General features: G+C 63.8%; 26 protein-coding genes. All 26 read right to left on the reverse strand.

Going from position 1 to position 24,206, the window contains the following annotated elements; translation table 11 throughout:
- Positions 1–114 precede the first annotated feature (114 nt).
- The 26 genes from AC0SZ7_RS20775 to AC0SZ7_RS20900 all read right to left on the reverse strand — a co-directional run bounded on the left by AC0SZ7_RS20775 (position 115) and on the right by AC0SZ7_RS20900 (position 24,169).
- A complete protein-coding gene (locus tag AC0SZ7_RS20775) occupies positions 115–507 on the reverse strand; it encodes a DUF2802 domain-containing protein (RefSeq protein ID WP_475506145.1) in 393 nt (130 codons plus the stop codon).
- Positions 508–987 (reverse strand): chemotaxis protein CheW, encoded by a 480-nt coding sequence (locus tag AC0SZ7_RS20780; protein WP_027981645.1) that lies wholly within the window; start codon positions 985–987, stop codon positions 508–510.
- A gap of 70 nt (positions 988–1,057) precedes the next feature.
- Positions 1,058–1,933 carry a CheW domain-containing protein gene (locus AC0SZ7_RS20785; RefSeq protein ID WP_475506146.1) on the reverse strand — a complete coding sequence of 292 codons (876 nt, stop codon included), beginning with the start codon at positions 1,931–1,933 and terminating at the stop codon, positions 1,058–1,060.
- Entirely contained in the window at positions 1,933–2,721 is a 789-nt protein-coding gene (locus AC0SZ7_RS20790; RefSeq protein ID WP_475506147.1) for a ParA family protein, read from the reverse strand. Before AC0SZ7_RS20790 ends, AC0SZ7_RS20785 begins: the two co-directional genes overlap by 1 nt.
- 56 nt (positions 2,722–2,777) lie before the next feature.
- Positions 2,778–3,665 (reverse strand): flagellar motor protein MotD, encoded by an 888-nt coding sequence (gene motD / locus AC0SZ7_RS20795; protein WP_475506148.1) that lies wholly within the window; start codon positions 3,663–3,665, stop codon positions 2,778–2,780.
- A 10-nt stretch (positions 3,666–3,675) separates the two neighbouring features.
- Positions 3,676–4,416: a flagellar motor protein gene (locus AC0SZ7_RS20800; RefSeq protein ID WP_475506149.1), complete on the reverse strand. Its 741-nt coding sequence runs from the start codon at positions 4,414–4,416 to the stop codon at positions 3,676–3,678.
- Positions 4,416–5,567, reverse strand: a complete 1,152-nt coding sequence (locus AC0SZ7_RS20805; protein WP_475506150.1) for a protein-glutamate methylesterase/protein-glutamine glutaminase — start codon at positions 5,565–5,567, stop codon at positions 4,416–4,418. The genes AC0SZ7_RS20800 and AC0SZ7_RS20805 overlap by 1 nt, the downstream gene beginning before the upstream one ends.
- A gap of 48 nt (positions 5,568–5,615) precedes the next feature.
- Positions 5,616–7,820 (reverse strand): chemotaxis protein CheA, encoded by a 2,205-nt coding sequence (locus AC0SZ7_RS20810; protein ID WP_475506151.1) that lies wholly within the window; start codon positions 7,818–7,820, stop codon positions 5,616–5,618.
- Positions 7,821–7,832: 12 nt separating this feature from the next.
- Positions 7,833–8,621, reverse strand: a complete 789-nt coding sequence (locus AC0SZ7_RS20815) for a protein phosphatase CheZ (protein ID WP_475506152.1) — start codon at positions 8,619–8,621, stop codon at positions 7,833–7,835.
- A gap of 19 nt (positions 8,622–8,640) precedes the next feature.
- Positions 8,641–9,015, reverse strand: coding sequence for a chemotaxis response regulator CheY (locus AC0SZ7_RS20820; RefSeq protein ID WP_455926386.1), 375 nt, complete (start codon positions 9,013–9,015; stop codon positions 8,641–8,643).
- 260 nt (positions 9,016–9,275) lie between these two features.
- Positions 9,276–10,025: an RNA polymerase sigma factor FliA gene (fliA, locus tag AC0SZ7_RS20825; protein WP_475506208.1), complete on the reverse strand. Its 750-nt coding sequence runs from the start codon at positions 10,023–10,025 to the stop codon at positions 9,276–9,278.
- The gene (gene fleN / locus AC0SZ7_RS20830) at positions 10,019–10,852 is read right to left on the reverse strand and encodes a flagellar synthesis regulator FleN (protein WP_008374846.1); all 834 of its coding nucleotides are present in this window, start codon (positions 10,850–10,852) and stop codon (positions 10,019–10,021) included. The genes fliA and fleN overlap by 7 nt, the downstream gene beginning before the upstream one ends.
- 123 nt (positions 10,853–10,975) lie before the next feature.
- Positions 10,976–12,292, reverse strand: a complete 1,317-nt coding sequence (flhF, locus tag AC0SZ7_RS20835; RefSeq protein WP_475506153.1) for a flagellar biosynthesis protein FlhF — start codon at positions 12,290–12,292, stop codon at positions 10,976–10,978.
- Positions 12,293–12,303: 11 nt separating this feature from the next.
- Positions 12,304–14,433 carry a flagellar biosynthesis protein FlhA gene (gene flhA / locus AC0SZ7_RS20840; RefSeq protein ID WP_475506154.1) on the reverse strand — a complete coding sequence of 710 codons (2,130 nt, stop codon included), beginning with the start codon at positions 14,431–14,433 and terminating at the stop codon, positions 12,304–12,306.
- Positions 14,434–14,619: 186 nt separating this feature from the next.
- Positions 14,620–15,756 (reverse strand): flagellar biosynthesis protein FlhB, encoded by a 1,137-nt coding sequence (gene flhB, locus AC0SZ7_RS20845; RefSeq protein WP_475506155.1) that lies wholly within the window; start codon positions 15,754–15,756, stop codon positions 14,620–14,622.
- Position 15,757: 1 nt separating this feature from the next.
- On the reverse strand, positions 15,758–16,543 hold the full coding sequence (gene fliR, locus AC0SZ7_RS20850; protein WP_475506156.1) for a flagellar biosynthetic protein FliR: 786 nt from the start codon (positions 16,541–16,543) through the stop codon (positions 15,758–15,760).
- Positions 16,540–16,809 carry a flagellar biosynthesis protein FliQ gene (gene fliQ, locus AC0SZ7_RS20855; protein ID WP_475506157.1) on the reverse strand — a complete coding sequence of 90 codons (270 nt, stop codon included), beginning with the start codon at positions 16,807–16,809 and terminating at the stop codon, positions 16,540–16,542. The genes fliR and fliQ overlap by 4 nt, the downstream gene beginning before the upstream one ends.
- 21 nt (positions 16,810–16,830) lie before the next feature.
- The gene (fliP, locus tag AC0SZ7_RS20860; RefSeq protein WP_475506158.1) at positions 16,831–17,583 is read right to left on the reverse strand and encodes a flagellar type III secretion system pore protein FliP; all 753 of its coding nucleotides are present in this window, start codon (positions 17,581–17,583) and stop codon (positions 16,831–16,833) included.
- Positions 17,583–18,056 (reverse strand): flagellar biosynthetic protein FliO, encoded by a 474-nt coding sequence (gene fliO, locus AC0SZ7_RS20865; RefSeq protein WP_475506159.1) that lies wholly within the window; start codon positions 18,054–18,056, stop codon positions 17,583–17,585. The genes fliP and fliO overlap by 1 nt, the downstream gene beginning before the upstream one ends.
- The gene (gene fliN / locus AC0SZ7_RS20870) at positions 18,057–18,524 is read right to left on the reverse strand and encodes a flagellar motor switch protein FliN (RefSeq protein WP_475506160.1); all 468 of its coding nucleotides are present in this window, start codon (positions 18,522–18,524) and stop codon (positions 18,057–18,059) included. It abuts the gene before it with no gap.
- A 55-nt stretch (positions 18,525–18,579) separates the two neighbouring features.
- Entirely contained in the window at positions 18,580–19,548 is a 969-nt protein-coding gene (fliM, locus tag AC0SZ7_RS20875; protein ID WP_475506161.1) for a flagellar motor switch protein FliM, read from the reverse strand.
- A gap of 9 nt (positions 19,549–19,557) precedes the next feature.
- Complete coding sequence (gene fliL, locus AC0SZ7_RS20880; protein WP_475506162.1) at positions 19,558–20,061, reverse strand: flagellar basal body-associated protein FliL; 504 nt, start codon at positions 20,059–20,061, stop codon at positions 19,558–19,560.
- Between the two features lie 179 nt (positions 20,062–20,240).
- On the reverse strand, positions 20,241–21,689 hold the full coding sequence (locus AC0SZ7_RS20885) for a flagellar hook-length control protein FliK (RefSeq protein WP_475506163.1): 1,449 nt from the start codon (positions 21,687–21,689) through the stop codon (positions 20,241–20,243).
- 94 nt (positions 21,690–21,783) lie between these two features.
- A complete protein-coding gene (locus tag AC0SZ7_RS20890) occupies positions 21,784–22,128 on the reverse strand; it encodes an Hpt domain-containing protein (RefSeq protein WP_475506164.1) in 345 nt (114 codons plus the stop codon).
- 26 nt (positions 22,129–22,154) lie between these two features.
- Positions 22,155–23,861 carry a SpoIIE family protein phosphatase gene (locus AC0SZ7_RS20895; RefSeq protein WP_475506209.1) on the reverse strand — a complete coding sequence of 569 codons (1,707 nt, stop codon included), beginning with the start codon at positions 23,859–23,861 and terminating at the stop codon, positions 22,155–22,157.
- Positions 23,862–23,863: 2 nt separating this feature from the next.
- Positions 23,864–24,169: an STAS domain-containing protein gene (locus AC0SZ7_RS20900; protein ID WP_416426086.1), complete on the reverse strand. Its 306-nt coding sequence runs from the start codon at positions 24,167–24,169 to the stop codon at positions 23,864–23,866.
- Between the last annotated feature and the right edge of the window lie 37 nt (positions 24,170–24,206).

Genomic DNA, 24,206 nt, shown 5'->3' on the forward strand with positions numbered 1-24,206 from the left:
GCCTACACCTAGGCGTCCCGCGGGGGGGGGGGGGGGTTGGGGATTGCCATGGTGGCGGTGTTGCTGACCAAGGCGTTGCCGAAAGGCGCAGCTCCGGCCGCTGCTACAGCGAACTCAACTGCGGTGCAGCTTGCTCATCAGCTCCGCCTCGGCCTGGGTCAGGCCGCAGGACTGGGTCAGCTCATCGACGCTGGCACCCATGCCCACCAGGCGCGCGGCCTGGGCGAAGGACAGGCTGGAGGGGTCACGCTGTTCCAGCATGCTCAGCTTGTCCGGCAGCGGTGCCACGACGGCGCGCAGCTCGTGCAGGTCTTCACCCATGCGCACGGTGCCGTTCTGGTAATCCTCGACGCGGCGCGCCAGGTCCTTGATGCGCTGGTCGCGAATGGCATCGCCGGCCGCCTGCTGGGCGGCGATTTCACGCTGCCCGCGCATGTTGGCCAGCAATACCGCGAGCGTGGCCACCCACAGCACGGCCAGCACGATGACACCTACCTCTAGAATCAATCAGATGCTCTCCAGCTCGGACCACTCTTCCTCGGTCATCATCTTGTCCAGTTCCACCAGAATCAGCAGCTCGCCGTTCTTGTTGCACACGCCCTGGATGAACTTGGCCGATTCCTCGTTGCCCACGTTCGGCGCGGTTTCCACTTCCGACTGGCGCAGGTATACCACTTCGGCGACGCTGTCGACGAGTATGCCGACCACTTGCTTGTCAGCCTCGATGATGACGATACGGGTGTTGTCGCTGACGTCAGCCGGCATCAGGCCGAAGCGCTGGCGGGTGTCGATCACGGTGACCACGTTGCCGCGCAGGTTGATGATGCCCAGCACGTAGCTGGGGGCGCCTGGCACCGGGGCAATTTCGGTGTAGCGCAGTACTTCCTGTACCTGCATCACGTTGATGCCATACGACTCATTATCCAGGCGAAAGGTTACCCACTGCAGAATAGGATCTTCGGAACCTTGTGCAGACGACTTCTTCATACCCCTAACCTCTCGAAAACCGTGATGACGGTGTGTGTGCAGTACAGTGGCGCCGCGCGGCGCCGCTAATTCAGTTGAGTTCTTGCAGCTGTTTCACCGCGCCGCTGGCAATCAGTTCGGCCAGGGCCGAGACGTCCAGCAACGCGCACATGTGTTCGATCACCGTGCCCGCCAACCAGGGGCGCTGGCCACGATGGCTGCGCCACTTGATTTCTTCCGGGTCCAGGCGCAGCGAACGGCTGACCTGATGCACCGCCAGCCCCCATTCGTAGCCCTGCACGGAAATCACGTATTGCAGGCCCTGCTGGAAATCATCGCGGTAGCGGTCGGGCATCACCCAGCGCGCCGTGTCCAGCACCTTCAGGTTGCCCGCCTGGCTGGGCAGAATCCCCAGGAACCAGCTTGGCTGGCCGAACAGCGGCGTCAACTCGTGGCCGGCCAGGGCGTAGATCGAACCCAGGCACACCAGCGGCACCGCCAGGGTCAACCCGGCAACATCGAACAACAGGCATTCGAAGGGCTCGGCAGCCCAGCTTGGGCGGCCGTCCACCGTGGCGGGCGGCACCGCGCCCGGCGGGGTCGGCTTGTGCACTTCGACCACCGGTTCCACCGGCGTTGCCACTACTTCGGCAACCGGCGGCGAAACTGGAGCGGGCACGACCACCGTTGGCGCTACCGGCGCAGGTTTTGACACGGGCGCAGGCGCCGGGGCGACCGGCGGTGACGGTGGCAGCGGCAGCGGCAGCGGCAGCGGCGCCGGAGCTGCTACGGGCGCCTTGGGCTCAATGCGCGCATCGCGCACCTGCTCTTCCAGCACCGCGGCCTGGAATTCGTCGAGCGCCTCGTTGCTGGCGTCAAGCTCCTCGGTGGCGTCCTGCAGCAGGCCGTCAAGGTACGACTGCAGCGCGACCTGCGGCTTGGTAGCGGTAGTGACCGGCCGGTTCATCAGGCCACCTGCGCGACAAGTTGCTGCGCAAGCAAATGCTTGAGCAGCGCGCGGTAGGCCACCACGCCGCGGCTCTTGGCGTCGAACTGCGAAGGCGTCTGCCCTGCCCGGCTGGCGTCACGCAGGCGCGTGTCGACCGGAATGTAGCCCTGCCAGATCTGCTCCGGGTAGGCATCCTTGAGCACCCGCAAGGTGCCCATGGAAGCCTGGGTGCGACGGTCGAACAGGGTCGGCACGATGCTGAACGGCAGCGGCTGCTTGCGCGAGCGGTTGATCATCGCCAGGGTGCTGACCATGCGCTCCAGGCCTTTGACGGCCAGGTACTCGGTCTGCACCGGAATGACCAGCTGCTGGCTGGCGGCCAGCGCGTTGACCATCAGTACGCCCAGCAGCGGCGGGCTGTCGATGATCGCGTAGTCGAAGTCCTGCCACAGCTGCGCCAGTGTTTTGGCGATCACCAGGCCCAGGCCGCTCTGGCCAGGGGATTGACGCTCAAGCGTGGCCAACGCCGTGCTGGACGGCAGCAGCGCCACGTTTTCGTCACTGGTGGACAACAGCAGCTGCCCGGGCAAGCCCTGGGGCACCTGGCCCTTGTGCAGGAACAGGTCATAGCAGCTGTGCTCCAGCGCGTCGGGGTTATGCCCGAAATAGCTGGTCATGGAACCGTGGGGGTCGAGGTCGACCACGACCACGCGCTTGCCCGCCTCGGCCAGCAGGCCGGCCAGGGCGATGGAGGTGGTGGTCTTGCCGACACCACCTTTTTGGTTGGCTACTGCCCAGACTCTCATGGGATTTGCTTCCTCCCGGCACGGCAGCGTTTGCCTACCGAGACATGCGACTCAAGTTATAAGGCCGGTGACGGGGAATTGACGGCATTGCCCCCAACCGACTGCGATACGGGCTGCGGTGCACTTTGTGTGCCAGCACGGCGCAATGCCGCGTCCGGCGTTACATTGGCGCTGCCGGCGCCGGTGATGCTGCGGCGCACGTCAAGGTTGCGCGAGATCACCAGCACCACGCGGCGGTTGTGCGCGCGGCCATCGGGCGTGGCGTTGGTGTCGATGGGTTGGAACTCGCCGTAGCCCACCGAGGCCATGCGCCCGGGGTTGATGCCCTCCATCGCCAGCATGCGCACGATACTCGACGCACGCGCCGACGACAGCTCCCAGTTGGTGGGGTACTGCGCGGTGCGAATGGGCTGGTCGTCGGTAAAGCCTTCAACGTGCACCGGGTTGCCGAACGGCTTGATGATCTTCGCCACTTTCTCGATGATCGCGAACGCCTTGTCGCTGGGTATCGCGTCACCGCTGCCGAACAGCAGGCCGGACTTGAGCTCGATCTCGATCCACAGTTCGTTGCCGCGCACGGTCAGCTGGTTGGACTTTATCAGGTCGCCGAAGCCATCGCGCACCTGGTCGGCAATGCTTTTCAGCGGGTCTTCGGCGGCGCTGGCAATGCCGGCGTCGGGTTGTTCGCTGTCGGTCACCAACGGCTCTGAGGGGCGCATGGTCAGCGGCCGCTCGTCACCGATGGGAATGGGCTTGAGGCTGCGCTGGGGGTCGTTGAACACCCCCACCAGCGCCTGGGACAGTACCTTGTACTTGCCTTCGTTGATCGACGAGATCGAGTACATCACCACGAAAAACGCGAACAGCAAGGTGATGAAGTCCGCGTAGGACACCAGCCAGCGTTCGTGATTTTCATGCTCTTCGGTATGACGACGGCGGGCCATGGCTATTCCCTCACTCCATGAAGCCTTGCAGCTTGAGCTCGATGGACCGCGGGTTCTCGCCCTCGGCGATCGACAAAATGCCTTCCAGCAGCATTTCGCGGTACAGCGCCTGGCGCACGGCAATGGCCTTGAGCTTGTTGGCGATGGGCAGCAGGATCAGGTTGGCGGTGGCCACCCCGTAGATGGTGGCGACGAAGGCCACGGCAATGCCGTTGCCCAGCTGGGACGGATCGGCGAGGTTGCCCATCACGTGGATCAGGCCCATCACCGCACCGATGATACCGATGGTCGGCGCGTAGCCGCCCATGCTCTCGAACACCTTGGCCGCCTGGATGTCGCGGGCTTCCTGGGTGAGGAAATCCACTTCCAGGATGCTGCGAATGGCCGCCGGCTCCGCGCCGTCCACCAGCAACTGCAGGCCCTTGCGCGAGTAACTGTCGGGTTCGCTGTCCGCCACCGACTCCAGGCCCAGCAGGCCTTCCTTGCGCGCGGTGAGGCTCCAGTTCACTACCCGGTCGATGCCGCCGGCAAGGTCAATGCGCGGCGGGAACAGAATCCAGATGACGTTCTGCATGGCGCGCTTGAACGCGCTCATGGGCGACTGCAGCAGGCAGGCAGCCAACGTACCGCCGACCACGATTAGCGCCGCCGGGCCGTTGAGCAGCGCCGACAGGTGGCCGCCCTCGAGGAAGTTGCCGCCGATGATGGCGATGAAGGCCAGCAGCAGCCCCAGTAAGCTCAGAACGTCCATCAGACACAGGCCTCGACCAGGTGCCGACCGATATCGTCGAGGCCGTACACGGCATCGGCGAGGTTGGCTTTGACAATTGCCATGGGCATGCCGTAGATGACGCAGCTGGCTTCATCCTGGGCCCAGATGTGGCTACCGCCCTGCTTGAGCAGGCGCGCGCCCTCGCGGCCGTCGGCGCCCATGCCGGTCAGCACCACGGCCAGCACCTTGTCGCCATACGACTTGGCGGCGGAGCCGAAGGTGATGTCCACGCAAGGCTTGTAGTTCAGGCGCTCGTCACCCGGCAGGATTTTCACCGTGCCACGGCCATCCACCATCATCTGCTTGCCACCGGGCGCCAGCAGCGCCAGGCCGGGGCGCAGCACATCGCCGTCCTCGGCTTCCTTGACGGTGATGCGGCACAGCTTGTCCAGGCGCTCGGCGAATGCCTTGGTGAACGCCGCCGGCATGTGCTGGATCAATACGATGGGCGCCGGGAAGTTCGCCGGCAGCTGGGTCAGCACCCGCTGCAGCGCCACCGGGCCGCCGGTGGAGGTACCAATAGCCACCAGCTTGTAGTTCTTGCGCTTGGGCGCAGGCGACGACGGCGCGGCGGCATGGCTGCTGGCCGGCGTACGTGCCGGTGCAGGCGCAGGTGCCGGGCGCGTTGGCGCGGCATGGCTGCCGTGCAGGCTGCTGGCGCTGGCCGCGACCGGTGCCGGTGCAGGTGCCGGGGCGGCTGCCGGCGTGCTGCCGTAGCTGCTGAAACGACGGTTGCTGCGCGAGATGGTATGCACCTTCTCGCACAGCATCTGCTTGACCTTCTCGGGGTTGCGCGAGATGTCTTCGAAATTCTTCGGCAGGTAATCCACCGCACCCGCGTCCAGCGCATCCAGGGTTACCCGGGCGCCTTCGTGGGTCAGCGAGGAGAACATCAACACCGGCGTGGGGCAGCGCTGCATGATATGCCGCACGGCGGTGATGCCATCCATCATGGGCATCTCGTAGTCCATGGTGATGACGTCGGGCTTGAGCGACTGGGCCAGCTCGATCGCTTCCTTGCCATTGGTCGCGGTGCCCACTACCTGGATAGCGGGGTCCGACGAGAGAATTTCCGAGACGCGGCGGCGGAAGAAACCGGAATCATCCACCACCAGGACCTTGACTGCCATAAACACTCCATTAGGGGGCGGGCGCACCTTGCGCCGCGCCCCCAAGAATCAAATACGCCGCGCTGCGTAGCGCTTGAGCATGCTCGGAACATCGAGAATCAAGGCAATGCGGCCGTCACCGGTAATGGTGGCGCCCGACATGCCCGGCGTACCCTGGAGCATCTTGCCCAGTGGCTTGATGACAACCTCTTCCTGGCCCACCAGCTGGTCGACCACGAAGCCGATGCGCTGGGTGCCGACCGACAGGATCACCACGTGGCCTTCGCGCTGCTCCTCGTGGGCGGCCGAACTGACCAGCCAGCGCTTGAGGTAGAACAGCGGCAAGGCCTTGTCGCGTACGATCACCACCTCCTGGCCGTCGACCACGTTGGTGCGCGACAGGTCCAGGTGGAAGATCTCGTTGACGTTGACCAGCGGGAAGGCGAAGGCCTGGTTGCCCAGCATCACCATCAACGTCGGCATGATCGCCAGGGTCAACGGCACCTTGATGACGATCTTCGAACCCTGGCCCTTGGCCGAGTAGATGTTGATCGAGCCATTGAGCTGGGAGATCTTGGTCTTAACCACGTCCATGCCCACGCCGCGGCCGGACACGTCCGAGATCTCGGTCTTGGTCGAGAAGCCGGGGGCGAAGATCAGGTTGTAGCAGTCCGATTCGCTCAGGCGGTCGGCCGCGTCCTTGTCCATCAGGCCCTTTTCCACGGCTTTCGCACGCAGCACCTGCGGGTCCATGCCCTTGCCGTCATCGCTGATGGACAAGAGGATGTGGTCGCCTTCCTGCTCGGCGGACAGCACCACCTTGCCATTGCGCGACTTGCCGGCGGCTTCGCGCTCTTCCGGGGTTTCGACGCCGTGGTCGACCGCGTTGCGCACCAAGTGCACCAGCGGGTCGGCCAGGGCCTCGACCAGGTTCTTGTCGAGGTCGGTTTCTTCGCCGATCAGCTCCAGGTTGATCTCTTTCTTGAGCTGGCGTGCCAGGTCGCGAACCTGCCGAGGGAAGCGCCCGAAGACCTTCTTGATCGGCTGCATGCGCGTCTTCATGACTGCGGTCTGCAGGTCGGCGGTGACCACGTCGAGGTTGGACACGGCTTTTTGCATGGCCTCGTCGCCACTGTTGGCACCCAGGCGCACCAGGCGGTTACGCACCAGCACCAGTTCGCCGACCATGTTCATGATTTCGTCCAGGCGTGCAGTGTCGACCCGCACGGTGGTTTCCGCTTCACTGGCGGCGTGTTTCTCCGGTGCCGGCGCGGCAGCCCGGGCTGGCGCTGGCGCCGCGGCTTTTGCCGGTGCGGCAGCAGCAGCGGGTTTCGGCGCAGGCTTGGCGGCTACCGGGGCGGCCACGGCCGCTTCGGCAGCGGCTGGCGCTTCGCTGAACTTGCCCTTGCCATGCAACTGGTCCAGCAACGACTCGAATTCGTCGTCGGTGATCAGGTCGCTGGCCGCGGCTGCCGGTTGTTCGGCTGCCGGTGGCTGGGCGCCGCCGTCCAGCGCGTCAGGGGCGAAGGTGCCCTTGCCGTGCAGCTGGTCCAGCAGGGCCTCGAATTCGTCGTCGGTGATTTCGTCGCTTGCAGGCGTGCTGGCAGCGGCAGTGCTGGCCGGGGCCACGGCGTCAGGCGCGAATTGGCCCTTGCCATGCAGCTGGTCCAGCAGCGACTCGAATTCATCGTCGGTAATTTCATCGCTGTCGGCAGCCGCGGCAGGCGCCTGGCTGGCTGGGGCTTCAGCCTGGGCCTTGACCGCGCTCAGCGAGTCCAGCAGTTGTTCGAACTCGCTGTCGGTGATGTCACCCGACTCGTCCGGTTCTTCAACCACAGGTTCCGGTTCGGCAGCCGCGACCGGGGCCGCCACCTCGTCCGGGCCGGCAGGCTCGGCGAGACGCGACAGCGCCGCCAGCAGTTCAGGCGTGGCCGGGGTGATGTCGGTGCGCTCGCGAACTTCGCTGAACATGCCGTTCACCGCATCCAGCGCTTCGAGCACCACGTCCATCAATTCCGAATCAACGCGACGCTCACCCTTGCGCAGGATGTCGAACACGTTCTCGGCGATGTGACAGCACTCCACCAGCTCGTTGAGCTGGAGGAAGCCGGCGCCCCCTTTTACAGTGTGAAAACCGCGAAAAATTGCATTGAGCAAATCACCGTCATCAGGTCGGCTTTCCAGCTCGACCAGTTGTTCGGAAAGTAACTCAAGAATTTCACCGGCTTCTACCAGGAAATCCTGGAGGATTTCTTCGTCGGCGCCGAAGCTCATTTAACGTGCCCCTTAAAAACCAAGACTGGATAGCAGATCGTCGACATCGTCCTGACCGGACACAACGTCTTCACGTTTATCGGCATGAATCTGCGGACCTTCACCCCGAGTGGGATGTTTTTCTTGATCTTTTTCAGCACGAAGCTGTTCACGGTCGTGTTCGATGCCCGCGAAGCGGTCTACCTGGCTGGCCATGAGCACCAGCTTGAGCAGGTTGCTTTCAACTTCCGTGACCAGTTGCGTCACACGCTTGATCACCTGGCCGGTAAGGTCCTGGTAATCCTGCGCCAGCAGGATGTCGTTCAGCGCGCCGGAGACCTTGCGGGTGCCCTGCTCGCTTTGCGTCAGAAAACCGTCGACGCGTTTCACCAGCTCGCGGAATTCGGCGGCGCCGACTTCCTTGCGCATGAAACGCTGCCAATCGGCGCTCAAGGCCTTGGCCTCGCCGCTGAGGTCGTTGAGTACCGGCGTGCTCTGTTCCACCAGGTCCATGGTGCGGTTGGCCGCACCCTCGGTCAGCCTGACCACGTAGGACAGGCGCTCGGTGGCGTCCGTGATCTGCGAAACTTCCTCGGCTTGCGGCATGTGCGGGTCAATCTGGAAACTGACGATCGCACTGTGCAATTCGCGGGTGAGCTTGCCGACTTCCTGGTACAGGCCACGATCACGGGTCTGGTTCAGCTCATGGATCAGTTGCACGGCGTCGCCGAATTTGCCTCGTTCAAGGCTGTCGACCAACTCCCGGGCATGTTTCTTCAGGGTCGACTCGAAGTCACCCAAAGACGAATTCTTATGCTCCATAGCACCCCCGTGGCGGACATCAGCTATTGACGCGCTCGAAAATCTTTTCGATTTTCTCTTTCAGCACTTGTGCCGTGAATGGCTTGACCACGTAGCCGTTGACGCCAGCCTGGGCCGCTTCGATGATCTGCTCGCGCTTGGCTTCGGCGGTCACCATCAGCACCGGCAGGTGCTTGAGGCGGTCGTCCGCACGCACCTGGCGCAGCAGGTCGATGCCGGACATGCCAGGCATGTTCCAGTCGGTCACCAGGAAGTCGAAGCTGCCGCTGTGCAGCATCGGCAAGGCGGTGGTGCCGTCATCGGCTTCCTGGGTATTGGTGAAGCCCAGGTCGCGCAACAGGTTCTTGATGATCCGCCGCATCGTCGAGAAGTCGTCAACGATGAGGATTTTCATGTTCTTGTCCAATTAGACCTCCAAGCAGTCTTAAACGCGTTCGGTCCCCGAGCGCGCATTCAATCAAATCTGGCTAGTGCACTACATGACGTGCGGCAAGGAAAATACCCATGCCGCATCCCCAAATCCAGTTTTACAGCGATTGCAGGCCATTGAACTGCTAATGCAGGCCCTGTGGGAGCTGGCGTGCCAGCGAGCGTTTGAGGGCCTTCAAAGCTCGCCGGGACGGCCCCGGCCCCACCCCCTGGGCCACCAAGGAATTATGCGCGTGCGCGCCACTCGCCCAGCCGGCTGCGCAGGCGTGCCGCGCATTGGCTGTGCAGCTGGCTGACCCGCGATTCGCTGACCCCCAGCACCTCGCCGATCTCCTTCAGGTTCAGCTCCTCGTCGTAGTAGAGGGCCAGAACCAGGCGTTCACGCTCCGGAAGATTGTTGATGGCCTCGGCCAGGGCCGCCTGGAAACGTTCGTCTTCCAGGTCCCGCGAGGGCTCCAGGCCCGCGCTGGCGCCGTCCTCGTGCAGGCCTTCGTGCTCGCCGTCCTGCAGCAGGTCGTCGAAGCTGAACAGGCGGCTGCCAAGCGTATCGTTCAAAATCGCGTAGTAATCGTCCAGGCTCAACTGGAGTTCGGCCGCAACTTCATGATCTTTAGCGTCGCGACCGGTTTTCGCTTCGATAGCGCGAATCGCGTCACTGACCATGCGTGTGTTGCGGTGCACCGAACGGGGTGCCCAGTCGCCCTTGCGTACTTCGTCGAGCATGGCGCCGCGGATGCGGATGCCGGCGTAGGTCTCGAAACTGGCGCCCTTGGTGGAGTCGTACTTGGTGGACACCTCGAGCAGGCCGATCATGCCGGCCTGGATCAGGTCTTCCACCTGCACGCTGGCCGGCAGGCGCGCCAGCAAGTGGTAGGCAATGCGCTTGACCAGTGGCGCGTAGCGCTCGATCAACTCGTACTGCTGCGACTCGCGGGAAGCCTTGCTGTACATCCGATAGCCGCTGGCACTCATGATACGGGACCTGCACTGGTCTGCTGCACCAGGCGTTCGACGAAGAACTCCAGGTGCCCGCGTGGGTTGGCTGGCAACGGCCAGGTGTCGACCTTCTGCGCGATGGCCTTGAACGCCAGCGCGCACTTGGAACGCGGGAACGCCTCGTACACCGCGCGCTGTTTCTGCACGGCCTTGCGCACGCATTCGTCGTACGGCACGGCGCCCACGTACTGCAGGGCCACGTCGAGGAAACGGTCGGTCACCTTGGTCAGCTTGGCGAACAGGTTACGGCCTTCCTGCGGGCTCTGGGCCATGTTGGCCAGCACGCGGAAGCGGTTCATGCCGTAGTCGCGGTTCAGCAATTTGATCAACGCGTAGGCGTCGGTGATCGAGGTCGGCTCGTCACACACCACCAGCAACACTTCCTGCGCGGCGCGCACGAAGCTGACCACTGAATCGCCGATGCCGGCGGCGGTGTCGATCACCAGCACATCGAGGTTGTCACCGATGTCGCTGAAGGCCTGGATCAGGCCTGCGTGTTGAGCGGGCGTCAGGTGCACCATGCTCTGGGTGCCGGACGCGGCCGGCACGATGCGGATGCCACCAGGCCCCTGGAGCAGCACGTCGCGCAGCTCACAGCGCCCCTCGATGACATCGGCAAGGGTTCTTTTGGGTGTCAGGCCCAGCAGGACGTCGACGTTCGCCAGGCCAAGGTCGGCGTCCAACAACATCACTCGACGGCCGAGTTCGGCCAGCGCCAGAGACAAGTTCACTGACACGTTGGTCTTGCCGACGCCGCCTTTGCCGCCTGTCACGGCGATCACCTGTACGGGATGCATGCTGCCCATGTTCGTTCTTTACCTTGTCTTACTTAGACCGAGGCCACATGACTGGCTGCGCTTTCAACAACTTGAAGAATGCCCGGCAGACCAACAATGTAGGTAGATTGCAACGACTTCAAAACATTCACCTCAGCCAACACGTTTACTCGGGCTGTGGTAGAGATCAGCGAACATATCGGCCATGGCCTCTTCGCTGGGCTCATCCTGCATTTGCACGTTAACCGCGCGGCTCACCAACTGGTGCCGTCGTGGCAGGTGCAAATCGTCCGGAATGCGTGGCCCGTCGGTGAGATAAGCCACTGGTAGTTCATGACCAATCGCCAGGCTCAGCACTTCGCCGAGGCTTGCCGATTCGTCCAATTTCGTCAGGATACAACCTGCGAGCCCACAACGCTTGTAACTGTGGTACGCCGCGGTCAAAACCTGCTTCTGGCTGGTGGTTGCCAGCACCAGGTAATTGCGTGCCTTGATGCCACGGCCAGCCAGGCTTTCAAGCTGCAGGCGCAGGGCCGGGTCGCTGGCTTGCAGGCCGGCGGTATCGATCAGCACCACGCGCTTGCGCAGCAGCGGCTCCAGCGCCTGGGCCAGCGATTGGCCCGGGTCGATGTGGGTCACCGGCACATTGAGAATGCGGCCCAGGGTCTTGAGTTGCTCCTGGGCACCAATGCGGAAACTGTCCATGCTCACCAGCGCGATGTTCTGCGCGCCGTACTTGAGCACGTAGCGGGCAGCCAGCTTGGCCAGGGTGGTGGTCTTGCCCATGCCGGCAGGGCCGACCATGGCGATCACACCGCCCTCTTCCAGCGGCTCGACGTCCGGGGTGACGATCATGCGGGCCAGGTGGGCCAGCAGCATGCGCCACGCCTGGCGCGGCTCATTGATCTCGCCAACCATTTCCAGCAGCTCGCGCGACAGCGGGCCCGACAGGCCAATACGCTGCAGGCGGCGCCACAGGTTGGCCTGGGCCGGCTTGCTGCCTTGCAGCTGGGTCCAGGCCAGCGAGCCGAGCTGCACTTCCAGCAGTTCGCGCAGGCCGTTGAGTTCCGAACGCATGGACTCGAACAGGCGCTGGTCGACCGGCGCAGCGGCAGGCGGGGCCTGCGGGCGCGGCGGCTCGACGAAGGTCGGTTCCACCAGCGGCTCGGCAGCGGTCAGCGGCAGGCCGGCAAACAGCTGCCGGTTGGTGACCGCGTCGCTTTCGCCACGGGTGTCCAGTTCCGCCTGGGCATTGACGATGCGCGACTGTGTCTTGCGCAGCTCGTCTTCAAGCTCCATGTTCGGCACACGGGGTGCCAGCGCGGACAGTTTGTAGTCCAGCGCGGCCGTGAGCTCGACGCCGCCGGCAATCCGACGGTTGCCGATGATAGCGGCATCGGCGCCCAGCTCGTCACGGACCAGTTTCATGGCCTGACGCATATCGGCGGCGAAAAAACGCTTAACTTGCATAACCCACTACCTCAGCCGTTGGGCCCTACTGTCGCAACGATGGTCACTTGCTTGTTGTCAGGAATTTCCTGATACGCCAAGACATGTAAATTAGGTACTGCCAGCCGGCCGAAGCGCGAGAGCATCGCGCGGATCGGGCCCGCTACCAGGAGAATCACCGGTTGCCCGGCCATTTCCTGGCGTTGCGCCGCATCGATCAACGACCGTTGCAGCTTCTCGGCCATGCTTGGCTCCAACAGAACGCCTTCTTCCTGACCCTGACCGGCCTTCTGCAAACTATTGAGCAATATCTGTTCCAACCTTGGCTCCAGGGTGATAACAGGCAGCTCGGAGTCAAGCCCTACAATGCTTTGCACGATAGCGCGACTCAGGCCAACCCGTACTGCCTGAACCAAAGCGGCGGTATCTTGACTCTTGACCGCGTTGTTGGCGATGGCTTCGGCGATGCTGCGGATGTCGCGCACCGGCACCTGCTCGGCCAGCAGCGCCTGCAATACCTTGAGCAGGTTGGACAGCGACAGCACGCCTGGCACCAGCTCCTCGGCCAGCTTCGGCGACCCCTTGGCCAGCACCGACAGCAATTGCTGCACTTCCTCGTGGCCGATCAGCTCGTGGGCGTGCTTGGACAGAATCTGGTTCAAGTGCGTGGCCACCACCGTACTGGCGTCTACCACGGTATAGCCCAGCGATTGCGCCTGCGGGCGGTTGCTCAGCTCGATCCACACCGCGTCCAGGCCGAAGGCCGGATCCTTGGCGGTGATGCCGTTGAGGGTGCCGAACACCTGGCCGGGGTTGATCGCCAGCTCGCGGTCGGGGTAAATCTCGGCCTCGGCCAGAATCACGCCCATCAGCGTCAGGCGGTAGGCGCTGGGCGCCAGATCCAGGTTGTCGCGAATATGCACGGTGGGCATCAGGAAGCCCAGGTCCTGGGACAGCTTCTTGCGCACGCCCTTGATCCGCGCCAGCAGCTGGCCGCCCTGGTTGCGGTCCACCAGCGGAATCAGGCGGTAGCCCACTTCCAGGCCAATCATGTCGATAGGCGTAACGTCATCCCAGCCCAGTTCCTTGGTGTCCTGGGAACGGGTAGGCGATGGCAGCAGGTCCTGCTGGCGCTGCACTTCGGCGGCGGCCGCGACTTTCACCTCGTTCTGCTTTTTCCACACCAGGTAGGCGCCGCCACCGGCCAGCATGGCCAGGAACAGGAAGGACACGTGGGGCATGCCCGGCACGGCACCCATGATGGTCATCAGGCCCGCCGACACGGCCAGCGCCTTGGGCGAGGCGAACATCTGGCGGCTGATCTGCTTGCCCATGTCTTCGGAGCCCGACGCACGGGTCACCATGATGGCGGCGGCAGTGGACAGCAGCAGTGATGGCAACTGTGCCACTAAACCGTCACCGATGGTCAGCAGCGCGTAGACCTTGCCCGCCTCGGCGAAGCTCAGGCCGTGCTGGAAGATACCGATGGCCATGCCGCCCAGCAGGTTGATGAACAGAATCAGCAGCCCGGCGATGGCGTCACCGCGGACGAATTTGCTGGCACCGTCCATGGAACCGTAGAACTCGGCTTCCTGGGCCACTTCAAGGCGGCGCAGCTTGGCCTGGGACTGGTCGATCAGGCCGGCGTTGAGGTCGGCGTCGATGGCCATCTGCTTGCCGGGCATGGCGTCCAGGGTGAAACGCGCGCTCACCTCGGAAATACGCCCGGCACCCTTGGTCACCACCACGAAGTTGATGATCATGAGGATGGCGAACACCACCGCACCGACCACGTAGTTGCCGCCGATCACCACCTCGCCGAAGGCCTGGATCACCTTGCCCGCGGCCTGGTGGCCGTCGTGGCCGTGCAGCATGACCACGCGGGTGGACGCCACGTTCAGCGCCAGGCGCAGCAGCGTCGCCACCAGCAGGATGGTCGGGAACACGGCGAAGTCCAGGGGCCGCAGGGCGTACACGCACACCAGCAGGACCACGATCGACAAGGCGATGTTGAAGGTGAAGAACACGTCGAGCAGGAACGGCGGAACCGGCAACATCATCATTGCCAGCATGATCAACAGCAACAGCGGCACACCCAGGCTGCCCCGGCCGAGACCGACCAGGTTGCTGCGCGCGTTGTTGATTAACTGAGTGCGATCCACCGATAGTCCCCGTGATCTCAAGCAAACTTTTGACGCCTGATGGCGTTGTGGGTATGCCTTTGCAAGAACCTTTCCAACTTTTGCCGGGGCCGGCAATTTAAGGGGTGTCACCATCCTGTGGGAGCTGGCTTGCCAGCGAGTGGTGCGGCGTCAGCAAAAATCTCGCTGGCAAGCCAGCTCCCACATTCAATTGTCGCGGCGCAGGTCCGGCGGGATCGGCAGATCCTTCAGCGGGATGGGGCGCTTGCCGCGGCCGGCGCGGTATTGGCGGATCTGGTAGACGTAGGCCAGCACCTGGGCCACGGCCAGGTACAGGCCGGCGGGAATCTGCTGCTCAAGCTCGGTGGAGTAGTAGATGGAACGTGCCAGCGCCGGCGATTCGAGGATCTGAATGTTGTGCTCGTTGCCGATCTCGCGAATCTTCAGGGCGATGAAATCGGTACCCTTGGCCAGCAGCATCGGCGCACTGCCCTTCTCCGGGTCGTACTTGAGCGCCACGGCGTAGTGGGTGGGGTTGGTGATGATCACGTCGGCCGTGGGGATGGCCGACATCATGCGGCGCTGGGACATCTCGCGCTGCAGCTGGCGAATACGCTGCTTGACCTCGGGGCGGCCCTCGCTGTCCTTGTGTTCGTCGCGAATCTCCTGCTTGGTCATCAGCAGTTTCTGGCGCGTCTGGTATATCTGGATCGGCACGTCGACGGCGGCGATGATCAACAGCCCCATGGACATCCACAGCGCGTTCCAGCCCACCAGCTGCACGCAGTGGATGATGGCCATTTCCAGCGGCTCATGGGCGATGCTCAGCAGGTCCTGGCGGTCCTTGTTGAGCACGAACAGCGCCACCAGCAGCACCACGAAGAATTTCGCCAGGGCTTTCAACAGCTCGGTCAGCGCGTGCATGGAGAACATGCGCTTGATGCCGTTGAGCGGGTTCATGCGACTGAATTTCGGCGCCAGCGAGCTTGCCGAGAACAACCAGCCGCCCAGGGAGATCGGCGCCACGAACGAGACGATCAGCAGCACCAGCAGAATCGGCTGCACGGCATCGATGGCCATCTTGCCCGACGCCAGCAGCACCACGCCCATCTGGCTCTGGTCCAGGATGGCGGCGCGGCTGATGGTGAAGTTCATGCGCATCAGCTCCATCAGCGTCTGCGCCAGGTGGCCGCCATAGGCCAGCAGGGCCCCGCAGCCACCAATCATCACCGCCAGGGTGTTGAGTTCCTTGGAGCGTGCCACTTCCCCACGTTCGCGCGCCTCGCGCAGCTTTTTGTCCGTGGGGTCTTCTGTCTTGTCCTGACCGCTCTCGCTCTCTGCCATGTCAGCGTGCCCGTGCCAGTTCGCGCAGCCACTGCAAGGCCTCGGTGGCCATGGGCTGGTATTGGTTGAGAATGTCCGCCAGGCTCAGCCACAGGATAATCATGCCCATGACCAGCGTCAGCGGGAAGCCGATGGAGAAGATGTTCAGCTGCGGCGCGGCGCGCGTCATCACGCCGAAGGCGACGTTGACCACCAGCAGCGCGGTAATGGCCGGCAGCACCAGCACCACCGCCGCCGCCAGCACCCAGCTCATGTGCATGATCAGCTCCCAGAACTGGTTCACCAGCACCCCGCCGCCCACCGGCAGCGTGGTGAAGCTTTCCACCAGCACCTCGAACACCACCAGGTGGCCGTTCATGGCCAGGAACAGCAGCGTCACCAGCATGGTGAAGAACTGGCCCACCACGGCAGTCTGCACACCGTTGACCGGGTCGTTCATGGAAGCGAAGCCCATGCCCATCTGGATGGCCAGGATCTGCCCGGCAATCAGGAACGCCTGGAACAGCATCTGCAGGGAAAAGCCCAGCAAGGAGCCGATGATGATCTGCTCGCCCGCCAGCATCAGCCCCTGCAGGCTGAGGGAATCCACCACCGGCATGGGCGGCAGCGACGGCGCGATAACCACGGTGATCGCCATGGCCAGGTACAGGCGAATGCGCTTGGGCACCATGGTGGTACCGAACACCGGCATCGCCATCAGCATCGAGCCCACGCGAAACAGCGGCAGCATGAAGCTCGATACCCAGGCGCCGATCTGGGCGTCGGTGAGGTGCAGGAGCGGGTTCATCCAATCACTTGCGGGATGCTGGTGTACAGGTTGGTGATGTACTCCATGAACGTGCGCACCAGCCACGGGCCGATGACAATCAGGGTAAACAGCATCACCAGCAGGCGCGGCAGGAAGCTCAGCGTCTGCTCGTTGATTTGCGTGGCCGCCTGGAACATGGCCACGATCAGGCCCACCACCAGGCTGGGCACCACCAGAATGCCGACCATCATGGTGGTCAGCCACAGCGCGTTGCGAAACAGGTCGACAGCCACTTCAGGGGTCATGACGAATCTCCGTGCGGGGTCTCAGACGCCGCCAAAACTGCTGGCCAGGGTACCGATGATCAATGCCCAGCCATCCACCAGCACAAACAGCATGATCTTGAACGGCAGCGAGATGATCAGCGGCGACAGCATCATCATACCCATGGCCATGAGCACGCTGGCCACTACCAGGTCGATGATCAGGAACGGGATGAAGATCATGAAGCCGATCTGGAACGCAGTCTTCAACTCCGAGGTGACGAACGCCGGCACCACGATGGTCAACGGCGCCTGGTCAGGGCTGGCGATGTCGGTGCGGCGCGACAGGCGCATGAACAGGTCCAGGTCGCTCTGCCGGGTTTGCGCCAGCATGAAGTCGCGCACCGGCCCTTCGGCCTTCAGCACGGCGTCCTGGGCGCTCAACTTCTCGGCCAGGTACGGCTGCAGGGCCTGCTGGTTCACCTTGTCGAACACTGGCGCCATGATGAACATGGTCAGGAACAGCGCCATGCCCGTCAGCAACTGGTTCGATGGCGTCTGCTGCAGGCCCAGGGCCTGGCGCAGGATGGAGAAGACGATGATGATGCGGGTGAAACTGGTCATCAGCATGACGAACGCTGGAATGAAGCTCAGCGCCGTCATGATCAGCAGAATCTGCAGACTGACCGAATATTCCTGCTGGCCGTTGGCGCCAGTGCCCAGGGTGATCGCCGGGATCGACAACGGGTCGGCAGCCAGCGCCATCGGCGCGGCCACTACCAATGCCAGGGTCAACAAAAAGCGCAGCGCGCCCATCAGTGCTTATCCTTGTGGTCCTTGCCCATCAGCTCCATGAGGCGCTGGGCGAACTCCGGCGAGGCCGTCTTGGTCTTGGCTGGCACCGCGATGGGGTGCTCCAGCACGTGCAACGGGGCGATGCGGCCCGGGCTCAGGCCCAGCAGGATCTGTTCGGACCCCACCTGCACCAGCACCAGCCGGTCCCGCGGGCCCAGGGCGCGCGAACCCAGCAGCTCAATCACCTGGCCGCCGTTCGGGGTGGCCTGCTGCACGCGGCGCAGCACCCACGCCAACGCGAAGATCAGGCCGATCACCAGCAACAGGCCCAGCATCAACTGCGTCAGCTGGCCGGCCATGCCGCCGCCCAGCGCCGAACCCACGGCCGGCGCCGCAGGGGCGGCAGCCGGGGTTGCGGGCGCGGTCGGCGCCCCTACCGTGGCGGCGAACGCCGGCAGCGGCAGCGCCAGCAGCAACGTCAGCAGGCGGCCCATTCAGCGCAGCTTCTTGATGCGTTCGCTGGGGCTGATCACGTCGGTCAGGCGGATGCCGAACTTCTCGTTGACCACCACCACCTCGCCATGGGCAATCAGCGTGCCGTTGACCAGCACGTCCAGCGGCTCGCCGGCCAGGCGGTCAAGCTCGATCACCGAGCCCTGGTTGAGTTGCAGCAGGTTGCGGATGTTGATGTCGGTGGCGCCCACTTCCATGGAGATGGTCACCGGGATGTCCAGGATCACGTCCAGGTTCGGGCCATCCAGGCTGACCGGCCCATTGTGCTTGGGCGAGGCACCGAACTCTTCCATGGCCAGGCGCGAGCCGGCGGCCGAGTTGCCGGCGTCAGCGGCCAGCAGTGCGTCGATGTCGCTTTGCCCGGCGTCGCCGGACTCACCCAGGGCAGCAGCCCATTCGTCGGCCAGGGCCTGGTCTTCCGGGGAAGTCATTTCGTGTTCGTCAGCCATCAGAGGTCCTCGGCGGGCAATAAATTCAGGGGTAACAGCTTATCGACAGCGCCGGTCAGCGGCGTTCGATCGGCTCGATCACTTGCAGCGCCAGGTTGCCCTTGTGGGAACCGAGCTTGGCTTTGAAGGACGGCACGCCGTTGGCGCGCAGTACCAGTTCTTCCGGCAGCTCAACCGGGATCACATCCCCCGGCTGCATGTGCAGAATGTCACGCAGGCGCAGCTGGCGGCGGGCCACGGTGGCGCTCAATGGCACACTTACGTCCAGCACGTCCTCGCGCAGGGCCTTGCTCCAGCGTTCGTCCTGGTCGTCCAGGTCGGACTGGAAGCCGGCGTCGAGCATTTCGCGAATCGGCTCGACCATCGAATACGGCATGGTCACGTGCAGGTCCCCGCCACCGCCATCGAGTTCGATGTGGAAGGTGGACACCACCACGGCCTCGCTGGGGCCGACGATGTTGGCCATGGCCGGGTTCACTTCGGAGTTGATGTACTCGAAGTTGATTTCCATGATGGCCTGCCAGGCTTCCTTCATGTCGATGAAGGCCTGGTCCAGCACCATGCGCACCACGCGCAGTTCGGTAGGCGTGAACTCACGACCTTCGATCTTGGCGTGGCGGCCGTCGCCGCCGAAGAAGTTGTCCACCAGCTTGAACACCAGCTTGGCGTCGAGAATGAACAGGCCGGTGCCGCGCAACGGCTTGACCTTCACCAGGTTGAGGCTGGTGGGCACGTACAGCGAGTGCACGTATTCACCGAACTTCATCACCTGCACGCCGCCCACCGCCACGTCCGCCGAGCGGCGCAGCAGGTTGAACATGCTGATGCGGGTGTAGCGGGCGAACCGCTCGTTGATCATTTCCAGGGTCGGCATGCGGCCACGGACGATACGGTCCTGGCTGGTCAGGTCATAACTTTTGACGCTGCCGGGCTCACCCAGGCTTTCGGTCTGCACCAGCCCATCGTCGACGCCATGCAGCAGCGCATCGATCTCATCCTGGGACAGCAGGTCTTGCACGGCCATGTCGTGTTCCTACTGCAATACGAAGTTAGTGAAAAGCAGCTGGTCGATGACCGGCTTGCCGACTTCTTTCTGCGCCACGGCCTGCACCGCCGCCGTGGCTTTCTGGCGCAGCATTTCCTCGCCCACGGGCGTGGCCAGGGTGGCGAAGTCTTCGCCCGAGAACATCATCACCAGGTTGTTGCGGATGACCGGCATGTGCACCATCAGCGCATCCAGGTCGGCCTTGTCGCGCGCCTGCATGGTCAGGCTGACCTGCATGTAGCGGTCGCGGCCGTCCTGCTTGAAGTTGACCACGAACGCCGGGGTCAGCGGCTGGTACAACGCAGGCTGCTTGCCTGCAGGGGCTGCGGCAGCTTCCTCGGCCGGCTTGGCCTCGGCGCCCTTGTGCAGGAAGAACCAGGTGGCGCCCACGGAGCCACCGATGACCAGCAGCAGGACCACGACAAGAAGAATGATCATCTTCAGTTTGCCTTTGCCTGCTGGTTCTTTCTCTGCTGCTTCGCTCTTCGCCATGCCAATAATCCGTCACTAATCGGGGGGTTAACACTCACCTGCAGAGGGTGGAGCAAGTGTTATGCCAGATTTGTCGAGATGCTGACAAAGCGTTCACGGGGGATTTGGGACGCGGCCTGCGGCCGCTGCTACACGGAACTTGTAGCAGCGGCCGCAGGCCGCCGCACGGGCCACCCACGTCAGGCGTAATAATCGATGGCGCTGGTGCCCACGATCACTTGCTGCACGGTAGGCTCGGACGCCAACGGCGAGGCAGCGGCGACGCCATCCAGGCTATCGCTGCCGGCGCTGCCACGGCTGGTGCGCTGGTTCTGCTGGGCCTGGTCCTGGGAGGACTGGCGCGACTGGTCGGAGACGTTGACGTCCAGCTGGCCCATGCCCTGCTCGGCGAACATGTCCTTGAGCTTGCCCTGCTGGCTTTCCAGCGCCTCACGCACGTGCAGGTGGGCGCTGGTGAACGTCACTGCGGTCTGCTGGTCGGGGGTCATGTCGACGCGAATGCTCAGGCGCCCCAGTTCGGCGGGCGTCAGCTGGATGTCCGCCGACTTCAGGTTCTGGCTGGACAGGTACATGACCCGGTTGACCACGCCCTCGGTCCAGCCGTTCTGGTTCATGGCCAGCTGGGTGGTGGGCGCCTGCACCGTGGCAGGCGTGGCGGCGGCGGTCCTGGTGGCGGAGGTGTCGCTCATCGCCGCCAGGCGATTGGCGAAATCGTCGATGCGGGTATCGGCGCTGGCGCCCTTGACGTTTTTCAGGCCGTCATCGAGCTGCGCACCGAAGGCCTTGTCGCTGACGTCGCTCTCACCCGAGCCCTTCTGCTGCACCACCATGGCAGCCAGGCCGCTGGCAAAGCTCTGGTCGGTGTCGGAGCTGCTGGTGCCCTGGGCCTGCGAAGCATCGGGCTGTGCGTGCGCCGAGGTCGTGCCCTGGGCCTTGGCGTTCTGCTCCAGCGCCAGGCGCAAGGTAGGCATGTTGGCCAGCGGGTCGTCTTTGGAGGGGTCGAAGCTGTCGGCATCTTCGGTAGTGGTGGTAGTGTCCACCACCGGTGGCGCCACCTGCGCCAGCGCCGCGGTCTGCGCCGGGTCGACCACGGGTTGCTGCGCCTGCGCCAGGGCCGGGTCAACCACGGGGGCCACGGGTGCGGCAGGCTCGGGGGTGGCCACGGTGGCTACCGGCGTATCGGTGTCGGTAGGGGCGGCATCGGTGACGGTGTTGTCGTCATCCTGGTCGTCATCCCTGGCCTTGCTCTTGTCGGCCTTGTCAGCCTTGTCGGTCTTGGCCGTACTGGCGCTTTTATCCGACTTGTCGGCCTTGCCGGCCTGGTCTGCCTTGGCGGTTTTGTGGGCAGGCAAATTCTTGCCGCTATCGGCAACGGCCGGCTTGGCAGCGGCAGTGTCCTTGTCGTGGGCGGCAGCGTTTTTAGCCTGATTCTGCTGGGCAGCGGCCTGGGTGGCGGTGGCGCTCGACGTTTTCGCAGAGGTGCTCTGCGACTGCTTGGCGTACACCTTGGCAAAGTCTGCAGAGGTGTCCTTGGCGGGTTCCGCCGCCTTGTTCAGGCTCGCCAGGGTGCTGGCCTGGGTGCTGGCGGTACTGCTGATCTGCAAGAGGGGGTTTGACGCGACTGACATTTACAGGTCTCCGCTGCACTGAAATCGGGGGTACAGGTGCAGGGAAGATAGCAAGAGTCGGGCCAAGGTTGGCCCGCCCCGCGAATGACCACGCTCAGCAGGCGAAGCGCTGGCGCTCGTCGCTGTACAGCCTGCGCACCGTGGCGAATTCGGAATCGATGCGGTTGACCAGGTCTTCGATGCCGTTAAGTGGCGGATGCTTGACGCGCTCCTCCAGCTGGCGGCAAAGATCCGCCAGGGCGGTGGCGCCCATGTTGCTGCTGCTGCCCTTGAAGCTGTGGGCCGCCTGGCCCAACTGGGTAGGGTCGGTGGCCTGGTGCAGCTCACTGAGGCGCACCTCGGAGTCGGTCAGGAAGGTATCCAGCAACAGTGGGTACTCCTCCTCCATGACTTCCTGCAACGCGCTGAGCACGTCGTAGTCCAGATGTTGATGTGACACTTGTTCGCTCCTTGATCAAGCCGGGATTATGCCAGAGCCCCCCAGGAAAATTCCACGCAGGCGCTTCGACCGTCTTCCGACCATTGAGCGCTGTCGCTCAGTTGCCGGATGAGTTTCAGGCCCCGCCCGGAAAGACCTTTTTCCTCGGCGGGGCGCGCCATCACCTGGCGCGGGTCGAAGCCATGGCCGCTATCCTCGACATCGATGATCAGACGGCCGCCATTGCCTTCCGGGGTGACCAGGAAGTGCAGGCGCACGTAACCGTCCTTGAGTTGGCTGAGGCGAGTATTGCGCTGCTCATAGTATTGTGCAAATCCTTCGGCATCGCGCTTCAGGCTCGAATCGAGCCCCAGCACGCCATGCTCCAGCGCGTTGGAATACAGTTCGGAGAGCACGCTGTACAGCGCGCCGCTCTGGGCCCGCAGGCCGTGGATCTCCTGCAGCAGCTGCAGCAGGTAGGGCAGCGGGTTGAAACGCTTGAGGGTGTCGGCGCGCAATTCCAGGCTCATGGACCAGTTCAGCGGGCTGGAGGCGCCGCTGTCGGAGTACACGGTGGCCGGCGGCACCAGCACGTCGGGCTCGACCATGGTCACCTGGACCATGCTGACGTCATCACGGGACTCGCCACGGAAGGCCTTCAGCGCCGCCTGGATGTCCTCGAACAGCTGGTCGGGGTCCTTGTTCAGCTCGAACACCCGCTGCAGGCGTTCCAGGCCGAACAGCTGGTCATCGCTGTTGGCGGTGTCGATGACGCCATCGGACATCAGGAACAGCCGGTCGCCAGGCTGCAGGGAGAAGGTTTCGGTCTTCTCCTGGAACGTCGCGCGCGACAGCACACCCAAGGGCAGGTGGCGCGAACGCAGCGGCACGTGTTCGCCGGTTTCCAGGCGGTGCAGGTACCCGTCGGGCATGCCGCCGTTCCACACCTCGACAATGCGCCGCTGGAAATTCAGGTTGAGCAGGGTTGCGCAGCAGAACATGTCCACGGGCAGGATGCGCTTGAGCTTGGCGTTCATCTCCCGGAGGATTTCCGGCAGCCCGTAGCCCTTGGCGGTCATGCCGTAGAACACCTCGGCCAGGGGCATGGCGCCCACCGCCGCCGGCAAGCCGTGGCCGGTGAAGTCGCCCAGCAGCAGGTGCATGCCGCCCGATGGCGTGAACGAGGCCAGCAGCAGGTCGCCGTTGAACAGCGCGTAGGGCGACTGCATGTAGCGGATGTTGGGCGAGCTGAGGCAGCCGGAATGGGCCACCTGGTCGAACACGGCCTTGGCCACGCGCTGCTCGTTGAGCAGGTAGCCGTGGTGGCGGGTGATCTGGTCGCGCTGCTCCAGCACGGTGGCCTGCAGGCGGCGCATGCGGTCCATGGCCTTGATCTTGGCCGCCAGGATCACCTGGTTGTAGGGCTTCGCCAGAAAGTCGTCGCCGCCCGCTTCCAGGCAGCGCACCAGCGCTTCCTCTTCGGTAAGGGAGGTGAGGAAAATGATCGGCACCAGGGCTTCGCCCGCCAGCTCCTTGATTTGCCGGGCCGCCTCGAAACCGTCCACCACTGGCATCATCGCGTCCAGCAGCACCAGCTGCGGGCGGCGCTGGGCGAACACTTCGACCGCTTCCTGGCCATCGCTGGCGGTCAATACCCGATGGCCCTGACGCCGTACGATGCTCGACAGCAACATGCGATCCGTCATGTTGTCGTCGGCGATCAGTACGGTCAGTGGTTCACTGGCCGCGAGCATGTTCATTCGATCTCGAACAGTTTGTCGAAGTTGGAAATCGCGAGGATTTTCTTCACGTCCGGCTGGCTGTTGATCAACCTGACCTTGGCGTGGTCGCCGCCGGCGTGGTCGCGCAGCAACAACAACATGCCCAACGCCGAGCTGTCCAGGTACGTGGTGTCCTTGAGGTCGATGCGGTAGGCGGTTGGCTTGGTGTTGACCCGCTCGTAGGCGTTGCGGAAGTCCTGGTGGGAGCCGAAGTCAAAGCGTCCCTTGATGCTGATGGTCAACTCTTTGCCATCACCAGATTGATTAGCTTCTACGGCCATGTACAAAATTCCTTTAAATTAGCCAGCTCCGTACAAG

This window comes from Pseudomonas sp. JC1203 (genome assembly GCF_056175065.1).